At 40.7% G+C, this 20065-nt stretch carries 16 protein-coding genes and 4 tRNA genes; 2 read left to right on the top strand and 18 right to left on the bottom strand.

Annotated elements, in window-relative coordinates; translation table 11 throughout:
- Positions 1–153 precede the first annotated feature (153 nt).
- Together P3L37_RS04285 and P3L37_RS04280 are read left to right on the top strand one after the other, a co-directional pair.
- Complete coding sequence (locus P3L37_RS04285) at positions 154–945, top strand: inner membrane protein YpjD (protein WP_004264820.1); 792 nt, start codon at positions 154–156, stop codon at positions 943–945.
- Positions 946–987: 42 nt separating this feature from the next.
- Entirely contained in the window at positions 988–2274 is a 1287-nt protein-coding gene (locus P3L37_RS04280; RefSeq protein WP_109911980.1) for a CNNM domain-containing protein, read from the top strand.
- Positions 2275–2360: 86 nt separating this feature from the next.
- Here P3L37_RS04280 and luxS read toward each other — a convergent pair whose 3' ends face one another.
- From luxS to gpt, 18 genes are all read right to left on the bottom strand, one after another.
- Entirely contained in the window at positions 2361–2876 is a 516-nt protein-coding gene (luxS, locus tag P3L37_RS04275) for an S-ribosylhomocysteine lyase (RefSeq protein WP_004914042.1), read from the bottom strand.
- 153 nt (positions 2877–3029) lie between these two features.
- Positions 3030–4589 (bottom strand): glutamate--cysteine ligase, encoded by a 1560-nt coding sequence (gshA, locus tag P3L37_RS04270; RefSeq protein ID WP_004914045.1) that lies wholly within the window; start codon positions 4587–4589, stop codon positions 3030–3032.
- A 195-nt stretch (positions 4590–4784) separates the two neighbouring features.
- Positions 4785–4861 (bottom strand) — tRNA-Arg (locus P3L37_RS04265).
- A 93-nt stretch (positions 4862–4954) separates the two neighbouring features.
- A tRNA-Arg gene (locus tag P3L37_RS04260) sits at positions 4955–5031 on the bottom strand.
- A 139-nt stretch (positions 5032–5170) separates the two neighbouring features.
- Positions 5171–5247, bottom strand: a tRNA-Arg gene (locus P3L37_RS04255).
- Positions 5248–5258: 11 nt separating this feature from the next.
- Positions 5259–5351 (bottom strand) — tRNA-Ser (locus P3L37_RS04250).
- Positions 5352–5788: 437 nt separating this feature from the next.
- Positions 5789–5974, bottom strand: a complete 186-nt coding sequence (gene csrA, locus P3L37_RS04245) for a carbon storage regulator CsrA (RefSeq protein WP_004264815.1) — start codon at positions 5972–5974, stop codon at positions 5789–5791.
- A gap of 228 nt (positions 5975–6202) precedes the next feature.
- A complete protein-coding gene (gene alaS, locus P3L37_RS04240) occupies positions 6203–8830 on the bottom strand; it encodes an alanine--tRNA ligase (RefSeq protein WP_110732234.1) in 2628 nt (875 codons plus the stop codon).
- A 326-nt stretch (positions 8831–9156) separates the two neighbouring features.
- Positions 9157–10224, bottom strand: coding sequence for a recombinase RecA (gene recA, locus P3L37_RS04235; protein WP_004914068.1), 1068 nt, complete (start codon positions 10222–10224; stop codon positions 9157–9159).
- A gap of 104 nt (positions 10225–10328) precedes the next feature.
- Complete coding sequence (pncC, locus tag P3L37_RS04230) at positions 10329–10832, bottom strand: nicotinamide-nucleotide amidase (protein WP_109911978.1); 504 nt, start codon at positions 10830–10832, stop codon at positions 10329–10331.
- 14 nt (positions 10833–10846) lie between these two features.
- Positions 10847–12049, bottom strand: coding sequence for a lysophospholipid transporter LplT (lplT, locus tag P3L37_RS04225; RefSeq protein ID WP_109911977.1), 1203 nt, complete (start codon positions 12047–12049; stop codon positions 10847–10849).
- A 1-nt stretch (position 12050) separates the two neighbouring features.
- Positions 12051–14198, bottom strand: a complete 2148-nt coding sequence (gene aas / locus P3L37_RS04220; protein ID WP_109911976.1) for a bifunctional acyl-ACP--phospholipid O-acyltransferase/long-chain-fatty-acid--ACP ligase — start codon at positions 14196–14198, stop codon at positions 12051–12053.
- A gap of 140 nt (positions 14199–14338) precedes the next feature.
- Complete coding sequence (gene aroL / locus P3L37_RS04215) at positions 14339–14836, bottom strand: shikimate kinase AroL (protein WP_004914075.1); 498 nt, start codon at positions 14834–14836, stop codon at positions 14339–14341.
- 287 nt (positions 14837–15123) lie between these two features.
- Positions 15124–16377: a glutamate-5-semialdehyde dehydrogenase gene (proA, locus tag P3L37_RS04210; RefSeq protein ID WP_109911975.1), complete on the bottom strand. Its 1254-nt coding sequence runs from the start codon at positions 16375–16377 to the stop codon at positions 15124–15126.
- A gap of 2 nt (positions 16378–16379) precedes the next feature.
- Complete coding sequence (proB, locus tag P3L37_RS04205) at positions 16380–17483, bottom strand: glutamate 5-kinase (protein ID WP_036958967.1); 1104 nt, start codon at positions 17481–17483, stop codon at positions 16380–16382.
- Between the two features lie 116 nt (positions 17484–17599).
- The gene (crl, locus tag P3L37_RS04200) at positions 17600–18001 is read right to left on the bottom strand and encodes a sigma factor-binding protein Crl (protein WP_109911974.1); all 402 of its coding nucleotides are present in this window, start codon (positions 17999–18001) and stop codon (positions 17600–17602) included.
- 71 nt (positions 18002–18072) lie between these two features.
- Positions 18073–19323 (bottom strand): esterase FrsA, encoded by a 1251-nt coding sequence (gene frsA, locus P3L37_RS04195; protein WP_004914084.1) that lies wholly within the window; start codon positions 19321–19323, stop codon positions 18073–18075.
- Between the two features lie 184 nt (positions 19324–19507).
- Positions 19508–19972: a xanthine phosphoribosyltransferase gene (gene gpt, locus P3L37_RS04190; protein ID WP_109911994.1), complete on the bottom strand. Its 465-nt coding sequence runs from the start codon at positions 19970–19972 to the stop codon at positions 19508–19510.
- Positions 19973–20065: the final 93 nt, after the last annotated feature.

The raw sequence follows: 20065 nt of genomic DNA, 5'->3' as shown, positions 1-20065 counted from the left end.
TGAATTTAATAATACGAACCAACCCCGTAGGCACATGAAGTGCTATCCGCAATGAATATATTGCGATTGGCCCGTCCAATAGTTGGAGCCTGCACTCGTACAAGTTATACTATGAAATAACTTTCCACTAAAAATGATTAACGACACTATACTATGCCCGTATTTGCAGTCATAGCAGTTTGTACATACATGGTCAGTCTGTTACTGATCGTCCCCGGCCAAGTGCGTAAACAGCCGTTTTACCGCCATCTCGCGCTTTTTCTTGCCGTTGTTGCGTTAGTAACTCACGCTATTACATTGAAATTCTTGATTTTCAGTGAAGCCGAAGGACAAAACCTCACTCTGTTGAATTTAGGCTCAACAGTGAGCTTACTCATGTGTGTGATTATGACTGTTGTCGCTTACTGGGGAAAGGCTTGGTACTTAACGCCCATAGTCTATAGTTTTGCCATCATTAACTTGATGCTGTCAACGCTAATGCCTGGTGAGTTTATTACGCATCTCGAAGCTCGCGTCCCCCTGTTTGTTCACATTGGCCTCGCTTTGTTGAGCTATGCAACACTTCTTATTGCGGCTTTATATGCATTACAAGTGGCTTTAATCGACCATCAACTAAAAAACAAAACCTTAAAATTTAGTCCCGATATGCCACCGATGATGGTGATTGAACGTAAAATGTTCCATATCACTCAAGTTGGTGTCATTTTGCTAACTCTGACCTTATGCACTGGCTTTATTTATATGGATAATATTTTTGATAAAGAAAATATTCATAAATCAGTGTTATCCGTTATCGCCTGGTTTGTTTATATCACTCTACTTTGGGGGCATTTCCATGGAGGATGGCGAGGTAAGCGCGTTCTATTTTTCCATGTTGGCGGTTCAATCATCTTAACTATGGCTTTTTTTGGTAATCGTCTAATACAGGAGTTCATGGTATTTTGACGCAAATAAAGTCACTACTTTCACCACATAAGGAAACTTGTTTTGGATGATGTGTCCACGAGTACGCTAATCATCATATTGATTGTTTTAATTTTTATGTCAGCCTATTTTTCTGCATCAGAAACTGGGATGATGACGCTAAACCGTTATCGGTTAAAACATTTAGCAAAACAAGGTAATCGCTCAGCGATACGTGTTGAGAAACTGCTTAAACATCCTGACAAGCTGTTAAGCCTAGTCCTTATCGGTAACAACTTAATCAACATAGTTGCTTCCGCATTAGCCACTATTATCGGTATGCGACTATATGGTAACGCGGGTGTAGCGATGGCAACCGGGATCCTAACTTTTGTGATACTCATTTTTGCCGAAGTTATGCCAAAAACACTGGCAGCGCTGTACCCTGAAAAAATTGCATTTCCAAGTAGCTATCTCTTAAAACCATTACAAGTAGTTATGATGCCTATTGTTTGGGCATTTAATACTATTTCAGCACTACTGTTACGTTGCATTGGGGTGAAATCACTAACCGCACGAACTGATGCGGTTAATAAGGAAGAGCTACGCACCATTGTTAACGAATCAAAGCATAAAATTAGCCGCCGAAATCAAGACATGCTGATTTCCATTTTAGACTTAGACAAAGTCACAGTTGGCGATATTATGCTACCCAGGAATGAGATTGTTGGTATTGATGTCAATGATGACTGGAAATCAATTATTCGGCAGCTTACGCACTCCCCTCATGGCCGTATTGTGCTTTATCGCGATTCACTTGATGACTCTATTGGCATTTTACGCGTCCGCGAAGCGTACCGTCTCATGATGGAAAAACGTGAATTTAATAAGCAAAATCTCATTAAAGCTGCAGATAACATTTATTTTATTCCTAACAGTACACCGTTAAATGTTCAGTTAGTTAACTTCCAGCACAATAAAGAAAAACTCGGGATTATCGTTGATGAATATGGCGAGATTCAAGGTCTTATCACTGTAGAAGATATCTTAGAAGAGATAGTTGGTGATTTCACCACCTCTATGTCACCATCCTTAGCTGAAGAAGTTTTGCCACAGAGCGATGGGAGCGTTCTTGTGGACGGTTCTGCTAATATTCGTGAGCTGAATAAGGCTTTTGATTGGAATCTCCCTGTAGATGGTCCTAGGACGGTTAATGGCATGGTTTTGGAAGTCATCGGTGATATTCCACAACTTGAAGAGCAAATCGTGGTAGGACATTACCTTATCGAAGTATTAGCGATGAATGAAAATATCGTTAAGCAGGTCAGGATCACACCTCTTACTTTTAGTTCTCAAGTCCCCGACCTTTGATTTCTTCATAAACTTGCCATTAAATTCTGCTATAAAAATAAAAAGAGCCTTAATTGGCTCTTTGCATAAAGAATATTTGATAAAAACTAAACGTGTAGCTGTTCAAGTTTCTCAGCAGGTAATGCTAACTCATCGTTCTTATTGATACCAATTTCAGATGCAAGAACATTACGTGCAATTTGCTGAGCTTCTTCCAGTGAGTGCATTTTATATGTGCCGCACTGATAGACATTCAATTCAGGAATTTTGTTTTGGTCTTTCACCTGCAAAACATCTTCCATTGCTGCCTTCCATGCATTAGCAACACGCAGTTCATCGGGCTGACCAATAAGGCTCATATAAAAACCAGTACGGCACCCCATTGGTGAAATATCAATAATTTCAACACCATTACCATTGAGGTGATCACGCATAAAGCCTGCAAAGAGGTGCTCTAAAGTATGCGTCCCTTTTTCTGTCATGGCTTCTTCATTTGGTACAGTAAAACGCAAATCAAAAACCGTGATGGTATCACCACTTGGTGTTTTCATGGTCTTTGCCACACGTACAGCAGGCGCTGACATGCGAGTATGATCGACAGTAAAGCTATCTAATAATGGCATTTTGTGACCTCCTCAAAAATAAAAAATATTTTCTAAAATAAATGAAACTATTTTGAAAATGCAGAGTCTGAATTATTGAAAGACGCGCAATTTGTTATCATCCCTAATTCTCTAAGAGATTTTTTATTTGGCCACCTAGAGTGGCCATTTCTTTTAGCGTCCTGCATGAATGCGTAGATAGTCCTCAAAGCTTTCGCTCTCACTTTGTTCCATCTTCGCTTGCTTCTCTATTGAAGCCAATCGTGCTTGCTCAAATTGCTCTTCAGTTATCACTTCATACGGTTCATTCACTAACTGTTCAAAATATTTTTCAGCTAATTCTAACCCGTAGCCACCAATGCCTTTCTCTAACATTTCATCCATAACGAGCGCTGAATATGTGAGAGTTGGGTCTTTAAACATAGCGACAAATTGGTGACAAACTTCTTGATATTTTGCATCGCAACAAGTGTCTAACACTTCAGCCACGCGGATCAAGTCATTAAATAATTGCTGTCCAACTTCAACTAACGGCTTAACTTCACTACCACAACCGAAACCAATAACTTGACCTGGCTTACGACCTTCAAGGATGACACGATTCCAGTTTTGACGGCAACAGTCTAATTCTTGTGCATTCATTTCAGGCGCATCAGCGAGTACACACCATATTAAGAATAGATCAACAAAACGAGCTTGAGTTTCATTAACGCCTATTGCACTAAATGGATTGATATCAAGTGAACGGACTTCAATGTACTCAATACCACCGCGCAATAATGCATCGGAAGGTGATTCATTGCCTTTAGGAACGCGTTTCGGGCGTATTGGGGCGTAGAGCTCATTTTCAATTTGTAGCACATTGGTATTTAGTTGAATATATTTGCCGTCTTTTTTGACACCCAGTTTTTCAAATTCAGCTGAAGGCTTATGGATAGCTTTTTTCAGGTTTTCTACATATTCATCCAATTTATTGAATGTGATATTTAAATCACTTTGTGATTTATTTGTATAACCTAAGTCACTCATACGTAGAGATGTCGCATAAGGCAAGTAATACGTACCACAGTCCGTTTTATCAAATGACAGCGACGTCTCCCTATCTTTCAAAAAAGAGCCGCAAATCGCCGGAGAGGCGCCAAATAGATAAGGAATAACCCAACCAAAGCGGTAGTAATTTCTAATCAGACGTAAATAGCCTTCAGAAATTTTTTCTTTACCGCTTTCTTCATCTTCAATACCTGCCCATGCTCGCCAAAATTCAATCGGCAAAGAGAAGTTATAATGCACGCCTGCTATCGTTTGCATCAAAGCACCATAACGATTTTTAAGGCCTTCACGGTACAGCGTTTTAAACTGCCCCACATTAGAAGAGCCATATTGCGCAAGAGTGATTTTATCTTCACTTTCAATAAAGCACGGCATACTCAACGGCCACATTCTTTCATCTTGAAGGTGACGAGCTGTATAGCGGTGTAAATCTCGCAAGAAAGCCAAATTATGGCTAATGCTTTTATCTACAGGAGTAATAAATTCGAGTAGGGACTCCGCAAAATCTGTCGTGATCCATTTATGTGTTAAAGCTTTTCCCAGCCCTTCTGGATGCAAGGTCTCTGCAATTGCGCCTGTTGGGGTTACACGCAATGTTTCACGCTCTATACCACGTTGAATACCATTTAGTGTTTCTGGGTGCGCCTCTAACCATGAGAGCGCTTTCGATACGTCCGGGATCAAGTCGACCTCCCGCCTGTGATGTTAATTTATTTTATTAAGGCAATTACTTTAGCTTAAATCACATAAATTGTCGCTGTCTAGATGTGTGGTTTATGAGGGAATAAATCAAAGATGCATGGAAAATGCGATTTAGTTAATTTTATGAATGGTAATTTTAGGCAAAAAAAACTCCTCAAATGAGGAGTTTCTTAATGATGGTGCATCCGGGAGGATTCGAACCTCCGACCGCTCGGTTCGTAGCCGAGTACTCTATCCAGCTGAGCTACGGATGCAAATTCATTCGATTTTGAATCGATATATTCTCAATAACTTATCTGAGTTAAATTAAAAGGTATTATTGATATGCTAAGTTATTAGCTAAGAGATGGTGCATCCGGGAGGATTCGAACCTCCGACCGCTCGGTTCGTAGCCGAGTACTCTATCCAGCTGAGCTACGGATGCATACTTAATGCAAAGGAGTGCTGTTCTCTCAAACTTCTTTATCAACTTCTACTTCTATAAATCAACTTCTTAGTTAATGCTTTGTTTGGCTGCTAAAACCAAAACAAAACCCCATCAGATCTTCTCATAGGGTTAAAGATGGTGCATCCGGGAGGATTCGAACCTCCGACCGCTCGGTTCGTAGCCGAGTACTCTATCCAGCTGAGCTACGGATGCATAATCTAAAATGGCGGTGAGGGAGGGATTCGAACCCTCGATGCAGCTTTTGACCGCATACTCCCTTAGCAGGGGAGCGCCTTCAGCCTCTCGGCCACCTCACCATATTTTAGTTACACACGATTTGTTTTTTCAAACATCTCGTTGCTGTGTGGCGCACATATTACTTTCCTAGACTTAGAAGTCAAACAATTTTTCCAAACTTTTTGCATTCCGGTGTCTGTTTGCACATTTCACAAGCAAGATGATTAGTTTAACACCGGAAAAGATATATTTCAGCCCCTATGACACTAACTTTATAAACAAAAATACTGGAAAAAAATTATTCTACAAATGAATAAAAATATGTTCACAGGATTGATTAGCCTATATTTCAAACAAAAGGAAACAAAATTTCAGTACATGAGAACCGAAAACTAAACAATAATGTGAGTTTGATGCTAGAGAAGTATAAAAATGAAAGGATATTTTTAGAATATAATACGAGTAAGACAAGCGCCCATTCTTGCTGTGTGGTCAATCATTGGACGCTTATTCATTATTATTGATTATCTGGTTGAGTCTTTTCAGCCTGGATCCGTTGATAAATTTCTTCACGGTGAACAGAAACTTCTTTTGGCGCATTAACACCAATACGAACTTGGTTGCCTTTGACACCCAATACAGTAACTGTTACCTCATCGCCTATCATGAGTGTTTCACCAACTCGACGAGTCAGAATAAGCATTCTTTGCTCCTTGAAATATTAAAAGAGTCGGGTCTCTAGGTATCCCCCGCTATTGTCCATCACACACCGTGAAAACGTAAAGCAATGACATTCACCTAAAGCATTGATGCCATCAATACAAGCATTCTAATTATTTACAAGCAAAATATAGCACTACAAACGATACATTAACAATGCCGCAACAGATTAAAGTTGCCTCATCTTTTAATGAGGCAACTTTGTAAGTGCTTACAGGCGTGCTTCAACCCATTCTTCGACACTCGCCATAGCAGTAGGTAATGCGTTAACGTCAGTACCTCCTGCTTGAGCCATGTCTGGGCGGCCACCACCTTTACCACCAACTTGACCTGCAATGTGGGAAATCAAGTCACCTGCTTTAATTTTAGCAGTTAAATCATTAGTCACCCCAACAATCATACTGACTTTATCACCACTTGTTGTTGAAAGCACGATAATCGCTGATTTCAACTGATTTTTAAGGTCATCAACCATAGTTCTCAACAACTTAGGATCAGTATCTCCTAATTGAGTCACTAATAATTTGACGCCTTTCACGTCTTTCGCTTTGCTGCTTAGTGAAGCACTTTCTTGAGATGCTTGTTGATCTTTTAGTTGCACAATTTCTTTTTCGAGCTGGCGAGATTTATCTAATGCCGCTTTCACTTTCTCGACAAGGCTATTCATATCACCTTTAACCAAGTGTGCAATTGCCGAAAGTTGCTCTGATTGATTGTGAATACTTTCAATTGCTGTAGTGCCTGTCGTCGCTTCAATACGACGAACACCTGCAGCCGTACCCGATTCACTCAGAATACGGAATAAACCAATATCTCCGGTACGACGCGCATGGGTACCACCACATAATTCGATAGAAAAATCACCCATACTCAGAACACGTACACGCTCTTCATATTTTTCACCAAATAATGCCATAGCGCCTTTTGCTTTTGCACCTTCTAAATCCATTAGTTCGGTTTCAATTTCTGAGTTTTTACGGATTTGCGCATTCACAATATCTTCTACTTGGCGTAGTTGGTCTTGTGTCATCGCCTCAAAATGAGAGAAGTCAAAACGCAAGTATTTATCATTAACCAATGACCCCTTTTGAGAAACATGGTCACCTAATACTTGGCGTAGTGCCGCATGCAGTAAGTGCGTTGCTGAGTGATTTAAACGGATCGCATCACGTCTAGCACTATCCACGAAAGCGGTAATTCTATGATTAACAACGAGTGATCCCGCTTCAACCTTACCAATATGCCCAATCGCTTGACCATATTTTTGCGTGTCAGTAACTTTAAAGCTCGCACTATCATTATTTAAATAACCAGTATCACCGACTTGCCCACCAGACTCTGCGTAAAATGCTGTTTTGTCTAGTATAACTAAGCCTTCTTCACCAGCATTCAAGCTATCTACAGGCTGGCCATCTTTATATAATGCAGTAATAGTAGCTTGTTGCTCATCATATTGATAACCGGAGAATTCACTGCGCTTATCAACTTTAATTAAAGAGTTATAATCTGCCCCAAAACCACTGGATTCGCGTGCACGACGACGTTGGTCCTCCATCGCTCGCTCAAAACCTTCTTCGTCGACTTTAATATTGCGTTCACGGCAAACATCTGCCGTTAAATCGATTGGGAAGCCATAGGTGTCATATAAGCGGAATGCGGCTTCACCGTCCAGAGTATCCCCTTTCAGTGAGGCAAGCTCTTCATCTAATAATTGAAGACCACGTTCTAAAGTACGAGCAAATTGTTCTTCTTCGGTCTTGAGAACTTTTTCGACCATTGCTTGCTGGCGTCCAAGTTCATCAGCCGCGGACCCCATGACGTTAATCAGTGGCGCCACTAATTTATAGAAGAAGGTATCTTTGGCACCAAGCATATAACCGTGACGAACAGCACGACGGATAATGCGACGCAGAACATAACCACGGCCTTCATTTGATGGAATAACACCATCACTTACAAGGAATGCACAAGAACGAATATGGTCAGCAATAACACGTAATGATTTATTTTCTAAATCTGTCGCACCTGTTGCTTTAGCAGCAGCAGCGATGAGATCGCGGAAAATATCAATTTCATAGTTTGAATTAACGTGCTGCAATACTGCAGAAATACGCTCTAAGCCCATTCCTGTATCGACTGAAGGTTTTGGCAGAGGCTCCATTGTCCCGTCAGACTGACGGTTAAATTGCATGAAGACCAAGTTCCAAATTTCAATATAGCGATCACCGTCTTCTTCTGGGCTTCCTGGAGGCCCACCCCATATGTGGTCACCGTGATCATAGAAAATCTCGGTACATGGGCCACAAGGACCTGTATCACCCATCTGCCAGAAGTTATCTGACGCATATGGCGCGCCCTTGTTATCACCGATACGAATAATACGCTCAACTGGAACACCAATTTCTTTGTTCCAAATGTCATAGGCTTCATCATCAGTTGCGTAAACGGTCACCCACAGCCTTTCTTTTGGTAAGTTAAACCATTCTTCGCTAGTCAATAATTCCCAAGCAAAACGGATTGCGTCATGCTTAAAGTAATCGCCAAAGCTAAAATTGCCTAACATTTCAAAAAATGTATGGTGGCGAGCGGTATAGCCCACATTTTCTAAGTCGTTATGTTTACCACCCGCGCGCACACAGCGCTGCGCGGTTGTCGCTCGGGAATATGCTCTTTTATCCAGACCAAGAAATACATCTTTGAACTGGTTCATCCCTGCGTTTGTGAACAATAGTGTAGGGTCATTATTTGGCACTAGTGAACTACTAGAGACCACTTGATGACCTTTTGTATGAAAAAAGTCGAGAAACGCTTGACGGATCTCAGCGGTGCTTTTACTCATATTTATCCCGATATCAAGCTGGAAACAGAATTACGAATTGTTGAGATGGAATGTAACATCACCTCTAATCAACTCTCCGATTAAAAAGTGACTGATAAGATAAAGTCTCTTTGTGCAGAAGTAAAATATAGATACATCCATTCGCAGCTTTCATTGTAAAGCGTCTAGATATTTTCTGAAAGTATGTTTATACCTTGCACTGGCGTATTTTTCCACAGAAAAACTGTTCAATAAACTATTAATGTAATAGGTTTAAAACAAAACAGGCGCAACCACATCAGCGGAGCGCCTATAATTTACTTACTAATCAATAAACTAGATTGATATTAAAATTCTTCTGGTGTTTCTTCTTCATCAGAATCATTGATAAAGTCTGTTGCCGCACTGCTAAATTCACCAGTGTGGTTTAATAACATTTCACGCAGTTTGGTATCAATTTCTTGAGCGACTTCAGGGTGCTCTTTTAAATAATTTGTTGAATTAGCTTTACCTTGGCCAATTTTATCGCCGTTATAGCTATACCAAGCCCCTGCTTTTTCAATTAATTTGTGTTTTACACCCAAATCAATTAACTCGCCGAAGGTATTAATACCTTCACCATACAAAATTTGGAATTCAGCTTGTTTAAATGGCGCTGCAACTTTGTTTTTTACCACTTTAACGCGAGTTTCACTACCGACAATTTCCTCGCCATTTTTCACTGCACCAATACGACGGATATCTAAACGAACAGATGCATAAAATTTTAATGCATTACCACCCGTTGTTGTTTCTGGGTTACCAAACATAACACCAATCTTCATACGAATTTGGTTGATAAAGATCAGTAGGGTATTAGATGTTTTTAAGTTACCCGCTAACTTACGCATTGCTTGGCTCATCATACGAGCAGCTAAGCCCATATGTGAATCACCAATTTCACCTTCAATTTCTGCTTTTGGTGTTAACGCAGCAACGGAGTCAACGATGATTACATCAACCGCACCTGAGCGAGTTAATGCATCACAAATTTCTAGCGCTTGTTCACCGGTATCAGGTTGAGAGCACAGTAAGTTATCAATATCGACGCCTAATTTTTTAGCATAGATAGGGTCTAAAGCGTGTTCAGCATCGATGAAAGCACACGTTTTACCGCTACGTTGTGCTGCTGCAATAACTTGCAGGGTTAGTGTTGTTTTACCTGAGGATTCAGGGCCGTAGATTTCAACAATACGACCTAGTGGCAAGCCACCAGCACCCAATGCAACATCAAGGGATAAGGAGCCTGTTGAGATAGTTTCAACATCCATAGAGCGGTCTTCACCAAGACGCATAATGGAACCTTTACCAAATTGTTTTTCAATTTGGCCTAATGCTGCTGCAAGTGCTTTTTGTTTGTTTTCATCAATAGCCATGTTTACTCCCTAAGTGCAATGATTTGACCACTGCAAATAAAACGATTGAATTCGGTTTGTTGAAACTGATTATACTGTATAATCATACAGTATCAAGGAAATTTTTAATTTAACTGCTTTAAAAGTGTTTCAAGTATATAAACTGTTGATTGAAAACGAACTTCGTTTCGGTTTCCTTGAAACACTCTATGTTGTGTTGTGACAAATACCGTTTGGTCTGCCTGTTTTTGCGCAAAACCAAACCATACCGTACCAACAGGTTTTTCTATACTACCGCCCCCAGGGCCTGCTATTCCACTAACTGAAACAGCGAAATCTGCACTGGCTTCTTGCAAAGCGCCTTCCGCCATTTCTGTAACAACTTGTTGGCTTACAGCACCATACCGTTGTAAAGACTCGCTCTTAACACCAATCATTTGATGCTTTGCTTCATTACTGTATGTCACAAAACCGCGCTGAAAGTAATCTGAGCTACCCGAGATATCGGTTAAAACCTTCGCAACCCAGCCCCCGGTACAAGACTCAGCGGTTGTGACTGTTTTACCCTGTTCTTTCAGTTTCAGTCCAATCTGAATACTCAGTGTTTCAAGCCGTTTCTCATCTATCATGATGCTATCTACCTTTATGCCATTTTTTTACGAGCACGATCCCAAACCCATAAACCCGCAATCGCAATTGCAAATACAGCACCAAAACCAATACCCGCATTCACAACGGATAAACCTGCTTTAATTGCCAGTGAGTACAAGCCTAACATAATCAGCATTGCACTATTTTCACCTAAATTTTGTACGGCGATCGCATTCCCTGCGCCAACGGTTTCTTTCCCTTTTTCTTGTAATAATGCATTCAATGGAACGACAAATAAACCGCCAAAAATCCCAAGAATAATTAAAATAAAATAGGATGGAATAATGTTAGTTTGCAAGGAAAGTAACACTACCATCACACCTATAATAACTCCCGCAGGGATGCATCGATAAACCGTTTTTAAGGTAATAAATTTGGCAGCAAGCCCCGCACCTGCGACTATCCCCACCGCAACCATCGCATTTAGAATGGTTGGTGTGGTGTTGTCTTGTAACCCCAACGCTACAGGCACCCATGCAACGAGCAGAAAACGCAACGTTACCCCGGCCCCCCAGAACAAGCTAGTTCCGACTAGTGAAAAACGACTCTCTTGATTCGCCCATAGCACACGGCAAGCACTGAAAAAAGACGCCATCAACAGCTTAAGATCCCAACCTTTTCCAGGCCTCGCCGCAACTAAGTGTGGGATGAAAAAATTCGCAATAACGGCTAACGCATACAGTGCAGCACATGTACCTAACGCTAAGATTAAGTTAATATCGGACAGCATTCCTCCGACAACTGACCCCACTAAAATGGCTGCAATTGTTGAAGCCTCCATCACACCATTGGCCTTAACAAGGTTATCGCCGCCAGTGAGTTCACCGAGAATACCGTATTTAGCCGGTGAATAGGATGCTGCACCGATCCCCACTAACCCATAGCAAAGGAATGGGTTTAGGCCAAAACAAATCCCTAGTGCTCCAATAAATTTAAAGATGTTAGAAAACAACATCACTCGGCCTTTTGAAAACCTATCCGCGATTTGCCCAACAAATGGCGCTAAAATGATGTAAGTAAAAACAAACACCATTTGCAAGATAGGGTGACTCCACTCGGGGTAAAATTCGGCTTTGAGCTGGGCTAATATGGCAAATAATAATGCATTATCCGCAAATGCAGAGAGGAACTGTGAAGCCAGTACTGCTTTCATACCTCGGCTCATTAGCGGTGAATTGGAAGTGCTTTCTTGCATATTATTCATCCTTTAATGCCATTTGCTTTAATGTAACAAAATCCGTTTTACCACTACCTAGCACTGGCAACTCTTTAACAAAACGAATATCGCGTGGAACCGCTAACTCGGTTAATCCTTTACTTTTGGCTGCACTGGATAATGCGCTACGGTCTAATTCTTTATCTGTTGTGAACAAAACAAGTGCTTCACCTTTACTGCTATCTGGCTTTGTAACCACACCGTGATTTGCATTGGGAGAAATAGATGCCACCATTTGCTCGATACTTTCGAGGGAAACCATTTCTCCTGCAAGTTTAGCAAAACGTTTAACACGGCCTTTTATAGTACAGAAATTTTTATGGTCTAATTCAACGATATCACCAGTGTCGTACCAACCTTCCTCTATTTCACCTTGTGCATTTTCAGCTTGCGGTGTTTCAAGGACGCCAGGGGCTTCAACGCGCAAATACCCTTTCATAATATTTGGGCCTTTAAGCTGTAATTTACCACCCTGTTCAATTCCAGAAATTGGAATAATTCGCGCTTCCATTTCAGGTAAAATTTGCCCAACAGAGCCTTCTTTCGCGGCCATAGGGACATTGATTGATACAATTGGTGCACATTCAGTGACCCCATAACCTTCAAGAATTCGGATGCCAAATTTATCAAACCAGATTTTTTTCGTTTTATCCGATAATTTTTCTGCACCGGCAACCACATAACGTAAACGTGCGAAATCATACTGATGAGCAAACCGTGCGTAGTTACCTAAAAAGGTTGATGTTCCGAATAATACGGTGCAGTTTTTGTCATAGACTAATTCAGGAATGACTCGGTAATGCAATGGGCTTGGATAAAGGAAAACTCGGCTTCCTGAAAATAGAGGGATAAATAAACCAACCGTCAAACCAAATGCGTGAAATAACGGCAGTGACGACATAAAACGGTCACGTGGGGTGAAATCAGCGATCGTTTTTATTTGTTCTACGTTTGCCATCAAGCTAGCATGGCTGTGAACAACACCTTTTGGTGTACCTTCAGAACCAGATGTGAATAAAACAACGGCTTCATCAGACGGTTTACGAGGAAGAATGGCTTTTTTAGGGTTGAATAAGTGTTTAATAATCCATAATTTATCTTGCCATGTTACCGTATCTTTTAAATCTTCAAGATAAATCCAACTTGCTTCTGGCACTTGTTCTGGAATATGCGTTAAGTTGCCTTTTTCCAAAAATTGGCGCGAAGTAAAGACTACTTTCGCCGCAGAGGCTTTTAACGCGTTACTAATACCGTGACTGCCCGCTGTGTAATTGAGCATAGCAGGTACTCGGCCTCTCATTAAAGCACCGAAAATTGCAGCTGCGGTGACTGTCGCATTTGGCAATAATAGGCCAACTCTTTCATTTTCATGTGTATAGCGTTCAATAATACGACCAACCCCTAAGGTTTTTTTCAATAGGGATTGATATGAGTCTTCTTTAAATGCGATGTCCTCGATACAAGGCGTACGGCGCCCAAAAAACTGAACACTTTGAATAAATTCTTCAACTAATGTGACTTGTGGTAAACAAGACATACGAGCAGATTTCATGATTTGGTACAGGTGTTCACCAGCCAGAGCTCGACGCTCTACAGCCTTAGGTGCTTCAGGCATTGGGATAGCTTGTGCCGGCAAGATATGCAATGTGATCTTCGGAAACCATTTTAATGGAAAAATGCCTTTCAGACGCCCAAAATGGCTATATTGAGCCCCTTCTATACGAATAGGAACAACTTTTGCTCCAGACTTTGCGGCCACAAAAGCCGCTCCTTCGTATATTTTCATTAAAGAGCCATGAACTGAAATTCGGCCTTCTGGAAAAATAACTATCGGGCGCCCTTTTTCTACCTCTTTAACTAGATGACGAATACCTAGAGGGTTGGCAGGATCAAGAGGGACAATATCTGCATAGGGCTTAAGGCGCTTCACCATTTTTGGTGTGGCAAATGTTGAATAAACAGCAAATACAGGTTTAACAGGTAAGAAAAGTGCGATTAATACACCATCAAGGAAAGAAACATGATTAGGTGTAATCAAACATTTATCTTGATTAAACTCTTTCGCATCACCAATAACTTGCACGCGAAACAAAAATTTAAGTACTGTTTTGACTATCTTTGCCAACATAATGAGTCCCTATACTATGATTATATTTTTATATATTAGTGTGATACAACTATACCTTTAGTGACATCTATCTTACTGAGCTACTCCCTTTGCTCTAATTAGTATATTCCGAAAACACCGCAGGCTTATTAGTCATTAGTTTAAGTTAAATCATTAAGTTGTGCGATGATATCGTCGACAGGCTGCGCAGCATCAATAATATGGTGAGCAGTCGCACGGTAGATAGGTTCCCTTTGTTGCATCACTTCTTCAATTTCTTCAATTAAAGATTTCCCGGTCAAACTTGGTCGTTGATCCGCTTGTGGCTCTGCTGCAAGGCGTTTTGCTAAAACTTCAGGATGGGTATTTAAATAAATAACAGTGCCGTTATTACGCATAATTTGCTGATTTTCTTCTGCGAGAACCAGGCCTCCGCCAGTAGAAACAATCATATTATTTTGCTTAATCGACTTAAGGACGTCAGTTTCTAGCTGACGAAAGTAATCCCAACCGTGCTGTTCAACAATTTCAGCGATACTTTTTCCCGCTTTTTCTAAAACCAATTTATCTGTATCAACAAATTGATAGCCTTTAGATTCTGCAAATTTTTTACCAATTGTGGTTTTACCCGAACCTCTTGGACCGATAATGTAAAACATTAAATTTCATCCCATCATCATGAATACTAAGCAATACTGATTACAAATTTACTTATGATAAATTGCTTAATTTGACAAATAAAAAAAGAAAGCCACACAAGTGTGGCGATAGACTGCTGCCAAACATATTATGTTTGGCAGCAATCTAATAGGTTTTGAAAATAAACTAGGAAAATCAATTTATTGATTTTTGGCTGATAACACAAAGCGGGAAAAACCACGCTTTTATCTCGCTTTGTCAACAACCTCAAGCCACACAAGTGTGGCTATCTCATCATTTTTACTCATTATGGACGACTCAAAAAGTCGCCATATCCGATCCATTTATACGTTGTTAGTGCATCTAACCCCATAGGGCCACGTGAGTGTAATTTCTGCGTACTTACTGCGACCTCTGCACCTAAACCAAACTGACCACCATCAGTAAAGCGAGTGCTTGCATTAACATATACCGCTGCTGAATCTACACATTGAACAAAATAGTCAGCTTGATGAATAGATTCTGTCAAGATAGCATCAGAATGCGCAGTACCATACTGGCGAATATGGTCAATAGCTGCGTCAATGTCATCCACAATTTCTACGTTAAGATCCAGTGATAACCACTCATCGACAAGGTTTTCAGGTTTTACATCAACAACTTTCGCTGGGCCTTGTTTTAGTAATGGAAGTGCTTTTTCACTCGCATGCAGAGTGACTTGTTGCTGCGCCATTTTTTCACTTAAAAACGGTAGGAACTCAGTCGCAATCTCTTTATGAACTAATAATGTTTCAAGTGAATTACAGGCACTTGGGCGCTGAACTTTCGCATTAATAATCACATCAATGGCTTTATTAAAATCCACCGATTTATCAACAAATGTATGGCAAACGCCAATGCCCCCGGTAATTACCGGGATCGTGGATTGCTCACGACATAATTTATGTAACCCCGCACCGCCACGAGGGATTAGCATATCAATGTAACGATCTAATTTGAGTAATTGTGCAACTAATTCACGGTCCGGATTATTAATAGCTTGTACTGCATCTGCTGGCAAGCCGCTATTTTCCAATGCTTTTTGAATAACTTCCACTACCGCAAGGTTAGTATGATGCGTCTCTTTCCCGCCACGCAAAATGACCGCATTACCTGTTTTTAAACATAACGAGGCCACATCAACGGTAACATTAGGGCGAGCTTCATAAATAACGCCAACAACTCCCAATGGAACACGGCGACGTTGTAAATTTAAACCGCTATCCAATTGGCTTCCATCAATGATTTGCCCAACAGGATCAGCTAATTGACATACTTTTCTGACATCATCAGCAATACTTTTTAAACGCTCTGGCGTCAATAATAATCGGTCTTGTAACGCCTCACTCATACCGCTTGCTTTTGCCTGCGCCATGTCTTTTTGATTCGCTGCCAGTATAACTGCATTATCTTGTTCTAGTAGATCTGCAATTTGTAATAGTGCTGCATTTTTTTGTTTGGTACTTAACTGAGCTAATTGCCATGAAGCAACTCTTGCTGCCTTACCCATTGTCTCTAACATAATTAACTCACTATCATATCATCACGATGAACAGCCACAGAACCGTGTTCATAACCAAGTATTTTACTGATTTCTTGTGAATGGTGCCCAGCAATCATTCTCAGTGCATCACTGTTATAATGGCTGACCCCATGAGCTAGGTCTTTTCCTGCCATATTACGAATACGGATCACTGCGCCTCGAGAGAAATCGCCTTCAATCTTTTTAATTCCTTTTGGCAACAATGAACTGCCTTTTTCCATAATTGCCAGTTGTGCACCATCATCAATGTAGACATCCCCAGCGGCTGGAGCACCGAAAATCCAACGTTTACGATTTTCCATTGGATTTTTTTGCCCATAAAAACGGGTACCAACTGGAAGATTTTCAATAACCGCATTAATAACATCGGGTTTATTGCCTGCTGCAATGATAACATCAATTCCTGCGCGACCCGCGACATCTGCTGCTTGTAATTTAGTTGCCATTCCACCGGTTCCTAACCCGCTAACGCTTCCCCCCGCCATTTCACGAAGTTCATCATTGATACCATACACTTCGGGTATCAATTTTGCATTTGGATTACTGCGTGGGTCAGCATCATATAAGCCTTCGATATCCGTGAGTAATAGCAGTTTGTCGGCATCGCCAAGAATCGCGGCCAAAGCGGATAGATTGTCATTATCACCGACTTTAATTTCTGCGGTAGCAACGGCATCATTTTCATTAATAACTGGAATGATTCCGTTATCTAACAGAGCTTGCAAGGTATCTCGTGCATTTAAGAAACGTTCTCTGTCTTCTAAATCGGCTCGTGTCAGTAACATTTGCCCGATATGAATACCATAAATGGAGAATAACCGTTCCCATAACTGAATTAAACGACTTTGACCGACCGCCGCAAGCAACTGTTTAGATGCTATGGTAGCCGGCAGTTCGGGGTAATTTAAATGTTCGCGACCCGCGGCAATTGCCCCAGAAGTCACAATAATAATGCGATGCCCTTTTTCATATTGCTGCGCGCATTGCCTGACAAGCTCAACAATATGAGCTTGATTTAAACGGCGCGAGCCCCCTGTTAATACACTGGTCCCTAATTTAACTACCAGCGTCTGGCTATTTTTCATCATTTTTCTGCCATTAGGATTAATAAACCAAAAAGTAGGTATCATTTTTATCAGGAGAAGCGCGTTATGCCAACAAGCATAACGCAAAATTCAACAAAAGTTGGTTTAAAACAAATTTATGCGCTTAATTCCAGTTTTAATTCTGCCATTAGCGGGGAGGGAAAGAGGCTTAACTCAAGTTCAGATAATTGTTTTGCAAGGGCTTGGTGAAATGACACTAAATTTTGCTCGGTCGCTTCAATGGTTGCCGCATCTTTTAGTGCTTTGACTTGCCAACTACCATGACTGTTGTATAGGCCAAAATGATAAATAAATTCAAAGCCCTTATCAGTTGCTACCAATTTTAGCCACCACCCCCAAAATTCGCGTTTTTCTGGGGCAATATTTGCATTCACGCAAACAACGAGGCTATCAAATATATAACAGCCATTTAAACATTGTTTTTCACGTAAATAAGGTCCTATCGAAGCAAACTTCTTTAAATACTTTCCATTTGAGTAATCAGTCGGTAAAGCCATGTTAAGGATCTCCTTCTTGGGAAGATCCCTTTTTAACAAATGGGTAAAAATAAGCAAGTTATTAAATAAAATTAAAGTATTTTTGCTTTTAACCAATTAGTAGTTTCACTTAACGCCTTTTCAAAATTAGCAAAAACAGGCTGGCTTGGTAGCATTATCGTATCAGCATCCATCGAAGAGCGTCGAATTAAATCAGATTCGGCTTTAGGGCTATAAATATCATCTTTGAGGCTAACCGATAACATTGGGACTTTACTGCGTCGCCCTAAAAGCCCTTGATTTTTAAGTGAATAACAACTTAACTCATGGCGTAAAGCAGAACCATCAACTTGATAAATCCCCAAACGACTGGCGAACACATCCAGAACCATTCGAGGAATATCCTGCTGATATTTCTCTTCATGCAATAAACTGTGCACAATTGGCCCTATGACAGCGACTGCTTTAATCTTATCTGGACACATATAAGCTAATCTTAATGCTATATTTGCGCCAAAACGCATACCCACGATACCAAAACGCGTGTGGTCAATCCAAGCGATATCCCCAATCTGGCGAACAATTTGCTCATGTAGGGTGCTTGTTTCCTGTGTAAGCTTTTGTTTTACCGAATAACCAATAGATGGCATATCCAGTGTTAGCATCGCAATACCGAGAGGTTCGAGGTAGTCACGGAAATAGCGGCAAAAATCAATTTGTAAGCTATCTAACATGCCGCAAATCATCACGGTCGGGTAAGGCCCTTGACCGTGTGAAGGAATATGTAAAAAGCCACAGACTTCTTTTCCACCATCAACTTTAAATGGAATTTTCTTTAAGCGATATTGAGAAAATTTTGCTGCGCTATCATACGCTTTACAAGCCAACAAAATAGCTTGGTCAGCCAGCTCGTCACCTTTAATAAAAGGATAAGCTGCAATGCTGTACAAATTAGCAGAACGCAACCAAGCATCCCCTGCTTCTGCACCTTTTTCAAACTCTAACGCTTTTTGCTGCCAATGCATGGCTTGCTGGGACCATTCAAAACACCAGTTTCCACGACGATTACCAATGACTGTATCCAATAAATTATCATCACTACGCTCAGCATCTGAGATAGCAATACGGCTTAGCACCTCTTCAATTTCTAAGGCGTCTATTCCCCGCCAAATCCACATTAAGCGGTTAATCATACGGTACCACCCCGCATGGTGAGACCCACTTAACACACTATGTTCTTTAATTTGAGAAATTGTTTGAGATGAATAAGAGACTAATGTTGACGTTTCAACTTGTCTGACTTTAGGTTTGAAAAGTTTTTCTGAAAGGTTTTGCTGAGTCATCCCTATTTCCTTGTCTATCAGAGTTGAATTTGGCCAAAAATAAAGGGAATGCAAAAATGCACTCCCCAAATTATATCGTGTTTAGCTTAAAAATTTTAGGTATTAATGTGTTTTTGCAATCAATAAATTCTATAACACTTTATAATTACAATGTTTTTACCTAAAGCTCGCGTAAAACACAGATTTATTTATCTTGTTCACACAATGGGTTAACAAAAACGACGCCCATATCCCATGGCTGTTCGATCCATGTGTCTTGTGGAATATCAACTACGTAGTCATCCACTAATGGACGCCCTGCAGGTTTTGCAAAAATAGTAACAAAGTGGGCTTTAGGGTACATGTTACGGATAGCTTGAGCTGTGCCGCCTGTATCCACCAAATCATCAATGACAATATAGCCTTCACCATCACCTTCAGCACGTTTAATCACGGTTAATTCGCGCTGGTTGTCATGGTCATAGCTAGAAATACAAACGGTGTCAACGTTACGAATACCAAGTTCGCGTGCTAGAAGTGCTCCAGGAACAAGGCCACCACGGCTAACCGCGATAATACCGGTCCATTGCTCTACTGGTAATAAACGTTGTGCGAGTTTACGGGCATGTATTTGCAACATATCCCACGTTACGACATATTTTTCGCTCATAAAATTCGGGTCCCGACTGCTGAGTAAATCTGAAATGTGTCTTGCGGAAAAAAGGTTGCGCGAGATTATAGTGATTTGGCCGGTTAAAAACCA

The sequence above is a fragment of the Providencia sp. PROV114 genome (genome assembly GCF_032704305.1).
Lineage (GTDB): Bacteria > Pseudomonadota > Gammaproteobacteria > Enterobacterales > Enterobacteriaceae > Providencia > Providencia rettgeri.
Note: the sequence above shows the minus strand (reverse complement) of the source record. Positions and strands in the feature narration are given on the sequence as shown.

Coding starts and splice junctions, on each gene's coding strand:
- P3L37_RS04285 (WP_004264820.1), top strand. CDS start 154: ATGCCCGTATTTGCAGTCATAGCAGTTTGTACATACATGGTCAGTCTG.
- luxS (WP_004914042.1), bottom strand. CDS start 2,876: ATGCCATTATTAGATAGCTTTACTGTCGATCATACTCGCATGTCAGCG.
- csrA (WP_004264815.1), bottom strand. CDS start 5,974: ATGCTTATTCTGACTCGTCGAGTTGGTGAAACACTCATGATAGGCGAT.
- alaS (WP_110732234.1), bottom strand. CDS start 8,830: ATGAGTAAAAGCACCGCTGAGATCCGTCAAGCGTTTCTCGACTTTTTT.
- recA (WP_004914068.1), bottom strand. CDS start 10,224: ATGGCTATTGATGAAAACAAACAAAAAGCACTTGCAGCAGCATTAGGC.
- pncC (WP_109911978.1), bottom strand. CDS start 10,832: ATGATAGATGAGAAACGGCTTGAAACACTGAGTATTCAGATTGGACTG.
- lplT (WP_109911977.1), bottom strand. CDS start 12,049: ATGCAAGAAAGCACTTCCAATTCACCGCTAATGAGCCGAGGTATGAAA.
- aas (WP_109911976.1), bottom strand. CDS start 14,198: ATGTTGGCAAAGATAGTCAAAACAGTACTTAAATTTTTGTTTCGCGTG.
- aroL (WP_004914075.1), bottom strand. CDS start 14,836: ATGTTTTACATTATCGGTCCAAGAGGTTCGGGTAAAACCACAATTGGT.
- proA (WP_109911975.1), bottom strand. CDS start 16,377: ATGTTAGAGACAATGGGTAAGGCAGCAAGAGTTGCTTCATGGCAATTA.
- proB (WP_036958967.1), bottom strand. CDS start 17,483: ATGAAAAATAGCCAGACGCTGGTAGTTAAATTAGGGACCAGTGTATTA.
- crl (WP_109911974.1), bottom strand. CDS start 18,001: ATGGCTTTACCGACTGATTACTCAAATGGAAAGTATTTAAAGAAGTTT.
- frsA (WP_004914084.1), bottom strand. CDS start 19,323: ATGACTCAGCAAAACCTTTCAGAAAAACTTTTCAAACCTAAAGTCAGA.
- gpt (WP_109911994.1), bottom strand. CDS start 19,972: ATGAGCGAAAAATATGTCGTAACGTGGGATATGTTGCAAATACATGCC.